Genomic DNA, 6,414 nt, shown 5'->3' on the forward strand with positions numbered 1-6,414 from the left:
CACGGGCCACCCGAGATGTTTCCCCCCGGATGGGCCGCCTGGTGTACGCACCTTGGGACGTCGCCACCTGGCGACGACGACGTCCTTCGGCCGGGCCGGATAGCCCGCGACGACCGGCCATGTGTCACCCCGGCGTCTCCGCGCCGGCGCGACCGTGGCCCCACCGTCCCGACCATTGGCACTCACGGTATGCGAGTGCCAATGACTTGTTTAGCACTCTCCCCTGCCGAGTGCAAGCACGATCGCCTCGGTCAGCCGAGTTCCGCGGCTAGTCCGGCGGCGTTCACCGGCCCCTCCTGGGCCCGTTGCTCGGCGTACGTCACCAGCAGCCCCACCAGTTGCACGAGATGAGCGGGAAGGGCCAGCACCGCGCTGACGGCGATCACCAGCACCACGCCGATCGCGGAACCCGGGGTGGCGAGTGGATCGACCCCGAACGGAGCGCTGCCGACCCCCTCCAGCACGCTGGCGACCAGAGTGCCGACGATCACCGCCGCCGCCACCAGCGCCACCCGTCCCAGCAGCAGCCCCAGCCGGTCGTGGAACATCCGGAACGACCGGCCGATCGGGTTCTGCCGCTCGAAGAGATAGACCGGCCCGGCCATACTGAGCGCGAAGGCGAGGTAGATGCCGGGCAGGACGCAGAAGCAGACGCCCACGCCGATGATCACGCCGATCAGGAGCGTCCAGCCCCAGAGCCCGAGCGCGCGGCGCAGGCCGTAGCGCAGCGCGTCGCCCAGGCTGACCGGCTCACCGGCCGCCTGACGGGTGATCACCCAGGTGCCGGCCGCCCAGCCCACGGCCTGCACCAACCCGATCAGCAGGCTGCCGCCGATGAGCACCAGGAACATGGTGGCCAGGTCGATGAAGAAGGTGTCGGGCAGCGAGGTCGACTCCTCGGCGGCGGTCGTCTCCCACTTCGCGGTCGGGTCCAGCCCGAGCGAGAGCACCGACAGCACCGCCGCCGGCAGCACCTGCGTGAGCAGCAGGATGGGCAGCAGCAGTCTCCAGCCGCGCCGGACCGCGCCCGCGCACCGGTCGAACCACCCGCTCAGCCCGGCCCCGGGTGGGGTGACCAGCCGGTCGGCCGGATCGAGCCCGGGCGGATACCACCCGGCGGCCGGCGGCCCCGGGTACCAGGGCTGCCCGCCGTACGGCCCGGCGCCGATCGGGTAGCCGCCGGTGGGCGGGAACACCCAGCCCTGCGGCGGCGCGCCCGGTGGCGGCCCCCACGCGGATGGCACGCTCGGGTCCCAGCCGGGAGGGGTGCCCGGCGGCGGGCCTTCGGCCGAGGGCACGCTCGGGTCCCAGCCGGGAGGGGTGCCCGGCGGCGGGCCCCAGGGGGACGGCCCGGTCGAATCACCAGTCGGAGGCGGACCCGTCGGGCCCCGCTCGTCCGGGTGCGGGCCGGACGGGTTGACGCCACCGGAATGCGGACCGGGCGGGTCGGGCTGACCCGGGGGTGGGGCGGCCGGGGGCGGCTGGTCGGACATGAACCCTCCTCAGCGACGGCTGGAATGGTTCACGATCTTCCAGGGTCCGGCCGCGTGACGCAGTCCCGGCCCCTCAGGGCCTCGCTGGCGTTGGCCCACTCAGGCGATGACGCGCACCCGCTCCGCCTGCGGGCCCTTCTGGCCCTGCGCGATATCGAACTCCACTCGCTGCCCGTCGTCCAGCGCCTTGTAGCCGTCCATCTCGATCGCAGAGAAGTGGACGAACACGTCCTGACCGCCGTCGACGGCGATGAAGCCGTAGCCCTTTTCGGAGTTGAACCATTTAACGGTGCCCTGTGCCACGGTGCACTTCCTCACTCTGCGCGGCGTTGCCTGCCCAGGCGCGCGGCACGGCCGGGCGCCTCCGGGCAACCGCTCCGGCGATCGATGACGGCCGCTGAAACGGGTGACCGAAATCGCACGCTACACGAGGAGTGACGGCCACGCACGACCACAAATCGGGCATATTTCGATCGCGTCGACGCCATTCCGGGCGGCGGTGGTGGACCCGGTTTCCGATCAGCCGGATTCACGCCCATGACTGTGCCGGCTGAGGGCGACCGGCGCGGTCGGGGTCGCGGCCGCCGCTGTGGTAGGCATGCGGGCATGACCACCGATCCGCGCGGGGCCGCCGCACGGCAGGCGGAGATTCGCCGGGTCCGGCCGGCGGACGCCGCACGGATGCGTGCGCTGCGCCTGGAGATGCTCGCCGACGCGCCGCTGGCCTTCCTGGAGACCGTGGCCGACGCGGCGGCCCGACCGCACGCCGACTACGCCGCCCGGATCGCGTACACCTCGGTCGGATCCGACACCGCGCAGTTCATCGCCGACCCGGGCGGCCGGCTGGTCGGGCACGCCGGAGGCACGGTCACCCCGACCGAGTCCGGCCTCACCGTCATCTACGCGGTCTACGTGACCCCCGGCTGGCGGGGCGGCGGGCTGCTCGCGGAGCTGGTCGACGCGGTGGCGGCCTGGTCACGGGCGTGCGGGAGGCCCGAGCTGATGCTGGAGGTGGTGGTCGGCAACGACCGGGCCTACCGGGCGTACCAGCGGATCGGCTTCGTCGACACCGGCGTGCGGGTGCCGCACCCCACCATCCCGGCGCTGACGGAACTCCAGATGCGCCGACCCGCCTGACCCGAACCTCGAAAACCATTCCAGAGGCAAGACCCCGGTGATGTTTCCAAGAGCCGGCTGCGTCCGACCGAACGTGCCCCGAGAGGGTTTCCGGGGGGAGCCCGCCCGCGGAAGGATCAAGCCTGACCGCCTGGAGCGGGTGGGCTCCCCCCGGAAACCCCAACAGCAACCAAGAACCAGGATCAGACCGGCCGACGCGACTGCACGATCCGGAACCGGTTGGCCACGTACGCCCCGTCGGTCAGCGCGGAGTTGGCCGCCGGGTTGGCGCCGCTGCCGTGGAAGTCGGAGAAGGCCGCCGACTGGTTCACGAAGACCCCGCCGGTCAGGTTGCAGGACAGGTGCACCCCGACCTCGACCGCCACCGCCTCGGTCGCGTCCAGCACCGCCTCGTCGGTGGAGTAGACACCCGCGGTGAGCGCGCCCATCTCGCCGACCGTCCGGCGCAGCAGCTCCAGGCTGTGCGCCGTGGACTCGGTGGCGATGGCGAACGAGATCGGCCCGAACCACTCACGGCCGTAGGTCTCCGCGTCGTCCGCGGCCAGCTTCACGATGGTCGGGGTACGCACCACCGCGTCGGCGTACGCCGGGTGCGCCACCGCCCGGGACTCCAGCACCGGCTCGCCGACCTTGGTCACCTCGGCCAGCCGCTCCAGCACCCCGTCGTTGACGATGGCGCCGGTCAGCTCCACGCCCCGGGCCGGGTCGGCGGTCAGCTTGCCGACCGCCGCGGCGATCCCGCCGGCCACCTCGTCGAAGCTCTTGTGCCCCTGGTCGGTCTCGATGCCGCCGGCCGGGATGAGGATGTTCTGTGAGGTGGTGCACATCTGGCCGCTGTAGAGGGTCAGCGTGAAGCCGAGGTTGCGGCACAGGCCGGCGAAGTCGTCGGTGGAGTCGATCACCACCGTGTTCAGCCCGGCCTTCTCGGTGTAGACCGCCGCCTGCCGGGCGTGCGTCTCCAGCCACTCGCCGTACTCGGTGGAACCGGTGAAGTCGACGATCTTCACGGACCGGTGCAGGGCCAGGTCGCTGGCGAGCTTCTCGCCGGGCGCCTCGGCGGCCAGCATGATCAGGTTCGGGTCGAAGCCTGCCTCGGCGAGCACCTCCCGGGCGTACTTCACCGTGATGGCCAGCGGCAGCACCGCGCGCGGGTGCGGCTTGACGACCACCGGGTTGCCGGTGACCAGCGAGGCGAACAGCCCCGGGTACGAGTTCCAGGTCGGGAAGGTGTTGCAGCCGATCACCAGCGCCACCCCACGCGGCACCACGTGGAACGTCTTGGTCATCCGCAGCGGGTCGCCCTTGCCGGCGGCCTTCTCCCAGCCGGCCGTCCCCGGGTGCCGGGTCATCTCGGCGTACGCGTACGCCAGCGCCTCCAGGGCCCGGTCCAGCGCGTGCGCGCCGCCGGCCTGGAAGGCCATCACGAACGCCTGCCCGCTGGTGAACTGCACCGCGTTGGCCAACTCGAAGATGTGCTTGTGCAGCCGGTCGAGGATCTCCAGGCAGACGCCCACCCGGACCTGCGGGCCGGCGTCGCGCCACGACGGGAGCGCGGCGGTGGCGGCGGTGACCAGCTCGTCGGGGCCGGCGTGCGGGTAGCGCACCGCCAGCTCCACGCCGAACGGGCTCGCCTCGGTGGCGACCCGGTCGCCGGTGCCCGGCTGGTCGAGCGGGAAGTCGCCACCCAGGTACGCCTCGAAGGCGGCCTTACCGTCGGCGGCGGCGGTCTCGCCGTACACGCGAGGGCTGGGGGACTCGGGATAGGCGGACCAGTAGCCCCGCTCCGTGATCGCGGTCAGCGCACGGTTGAGGGTGTCGGCATGCCTGTCGTACAGGGGATGCGGGGTCTCCGTCATGCCCGCCATCATGCCGCAGCCGTGTCCGGGAGCAGAAGCGCCAATGCCCGACAGCGCAGCAGCCGGCATCCCCGGCCAGCGGATGGGCTGACGGCCGTCGCCACGCGGGGCTGTTCCGGTGCCCGGCCGCGCAGTGCCGCGCGGAGGACCGGGGTTGGCCCCGGCGGCAGCGGGTATCCGCCGGGCTCTGGCCAGGAAAGGGCGACGCGTGGGGATCCGGGACCTGGCCACCTTCTGGCCGCGCGCCGCGCACCCGCTCGCCCCGCCCTGCTACGTCGAGCGGGCGGTCCCCAGAGCCACGGCAGCGTGCTGAGCGCGGTGACCGTGCTTCAGCTCCCCGAGGAGTGCCGGCGACGGGTCGCGCTGCTCACCTACGCCTCCCCCCCCTGGGGAACCGGTACTGCCGGGTCTTCCCGGTTCGCCCCGACGCCCGCCACGCCCGACGATCCGGCGGTCCGGGTGGACCGCCGGGTACGGGATCCCGAGGGCCTGCTCATCCCGCCGACCGACACCGTGCCGCCCCCGGTGCACGGGCACCGGTTCATCCCCGACGAGGACTTCCACGTCGCGATCCGCGACCTGACCGGACAGTTGGACCGGCCGGACGGGTGACCGCCCGGATCAGAGGGTGAGCTGCCAGTCGGTCCAGGAGTCCACCGGGCGGAAGCCGAGCCGCTCGTTGATCGCCACCATGTAGCTGTTGCTGGCCGCGTTGAAGGTGTCGATCACGCGCACCGCCGGCTCGTGAGTGAGCAGGTGGTGCAGGTTTTCGATCTTGGTGAGCAGGCCGAGGCGGTGCCCGCGGTGGTCCGGATCGACGATGGTGATCTGCTGGAACGCGTGCCAGTCCGCGGACGCGCCCACGTCCAGCAGGGTCCAGGCGACCAGCCGGCCGGACGCCTCGTGCCGCACCCCGAGGTGGTAGCGCCGCCGGCCCCGGGCGTCCAACGCCCGCTCGGTGCCCCGGACCCGCTCGGCGTCCACCCGCTCCGGCTCCCACTGCACGTCCCCCATGGGCGCGTCCATGAGCAGCCGGCCGTCCAGGTAGGCGACGTCCGCGACGTACTCCTGCGGGGTCGCGCCCTGCCAGCAGACCGACTGGTAGCCCCCGGCCAGGGTGTGGGCCTCGGCCAGCGCCGCCCTCAGCGCGGCCCGGTCGATGTTGTCGACCTCGAGCCGGCGGCGCACCTCGGTCAGGGCGGCCTGAGCTCCCGTCGCGGCGGCGAACGCGTCGCCGGCCACCGATCGGGCAGGCCCGCCGGGCAGCGTCGAGACGGTCATCGCGACCACCCGCTTGCGTCCGTGCTCACGCAGCAGGCGCACCCCGTACTCGTGGAGTGCCCGGCCGAGGCCCCGCCGCCGCAGCTCCGGATGCACCATCAGCTCGGCGGTGGCGTTGTCGGTGTTGTCGAGCTGCGGCAGCTCGAGCTGGAGGTAGCCGGCCGGCACGCCGTCCAACCGGGCCAACGCCCAGAGGGTGTCGGGGCCGGGCATCGGCGTGTGGAAGAACGCGTCGAAACGTCGCCGGCAGAAGGGCGGGAAGTCCGGCAGGTCGGCGTCGTTGGCCGCCGCGCCGATCCGGTACGCCTCGTCGACCGCGGCCCGGTCGGCGCCGTCGAACGACGCGATGGTGATGGTCATGCCGCTGAGCGTGCACCCCGGAAAAGCGATCGGGCCAGCGAATTTAATCGCTGGCCCGATCGGACGTGGTCGGGAGGGACACTCGCACAACGCCTCCGGCGTTGGGTCGCAAGAACTTCAAAAGTCTCCGGCGAAATGCCCTCCCGCACGGAGCATCTTGCGCCGTCCGGTTCCTGCCGTCAAGTCCAGAGCGGCGGGTTTTCCACACTCACAGCGAAAAGCCAGTTACCCGGCGGATCAGCCCGATCCCCCATCCGGGCGATCCCCCCTCCCCCACCCGCCCACCC

General features: G+C 72.5%; 6 protein-coding genes. 2 read left to right on the top strand and 4 right to left on the bottom strand.

Going from position 1 to position 6,414, the window contains the following annotated elements; genetic code table 11:
• Positions 1-251 precede the first annotated feature (251 nt).
• Together KBX63_RS19075 and KBX63_RS19080 are read right to left on the bottom strand one after the other, a co-directional pair.
• The gene (locus KBX63_RS19075) at positions 252-1,244 is read right to left on the bottom strand and encodes a hypothetical protein (RefSeq protein ID WP_247662641.1); all 993 of its coding nucleotides are present in this window, start codon (positions 1,242-1,244) and stop codon (positions 252-254) included.
• Between the two features lie 348 nt (positions 1,245-1,592).
• Positions 1,593-1,796 (bottom strand): cold-shock protein, encoded by a 204-nt coding sequence (locus KBX63_RS19080; protein WP_089018748.1) that lies wholly within the window; start codon positions 1,794-1,796, stop codon positions 1,593-1,595.
• Positions 1,797-2,099: 303 nt separating this feature from the next.
• Between KBX63_RS19080 and KBX63_RS19085 the strand changes: the two genes are divergently transcribed.
• Positions 2,100-2,630 (top strand): GNAT family N-acetyltransferase, encoded by a 531-nt coding sequence (locus KBX63_RS19085; protein ID WP_210912574.1) that lies wholly within the window; start codon positions 2,100-2,102, stop codon positions 2,628-2,630.
• A gap of 182 nt (positions 2,631-2,812) precedes the next feature.
• Here the strand turns inward: KBX63_RS19085 and paaN are convergent, their stop codons facing one another.
• A complete protein-coding gene (gene paaN / locus KBX63_RS19090; RefSeq protein WP_210912575.1) occupies positions 2,813-4,486 on the bottom strand; it encodes a phenylacetic acid degradation protein PaaN in 1,674 nt (557 codons plus the stop codon).
• 318 nt (positions 4,487-4,804) lie between these two features.
• Between paaN and KBX63_RS19095 the strand changes: the two genes are divergently transcribed.
• Positions 4,805-5,098 (top strand): hypothetical protein, encoded by a 294-nt coding sequence (locus tag KBX63_RS19095; RefSeq protein ID WP_210912576.1) that lies wholly within the window; start codon positions 4,805-4,807, stop codon positions 5,096-5,098.
• Positions 5,099-5,107: 9 nt separating this feature from the next.
• Here KBX63_RS19095 and KBX63_RS19100 read toward each other — a convergent pair whose 3' ends face one another.
• Complete coding sequence (locus tag KBX63_RS19100) at positions 5,108-6,127, bottom strand: GNAT family N-acetyltransferase (protein WP_210912577.1); 1,020 nt, start codon at positions 6,125-6,127, stop codon at positions 5,108-5,110.
• Positions 6,128-6,414 lie beyond the last annotated feature (287 nt).

The organism is Micromonospora sp. U21, from assembly GCF_018070045.1.
Lineage (GTDB): Bacteria > Actinomycetota > Actinomycetes > Mycobacteriales > Micromonosporaceae > Micromonospora.

What these genes read in the sequence shown, in the direction of transcription:
- KBX63_RS19085 (WP_210912574.1), top strand. Translation starts at nt 2,100, where the DNA reads ATGACCACCGATCCGCGCGGGGCCGCCGCACGGCAGGCGGAGATTCGC.
- KBX63_RS19100 (WP_210912577.1), bottom strand. Translation starts at nt 6,127, where the DNA reads ATGACCATCACCATCGCGTCGTTCGACGGCGCCGACCGGGCCGCGGTC.
- paaN (WP_210912575.1), bottom strand. Translation starts at nt 4,486, where the DNA reads ATGACGGAGACCCCGCATCCCCTGTACGACAGGCATGCCGACACCCTC.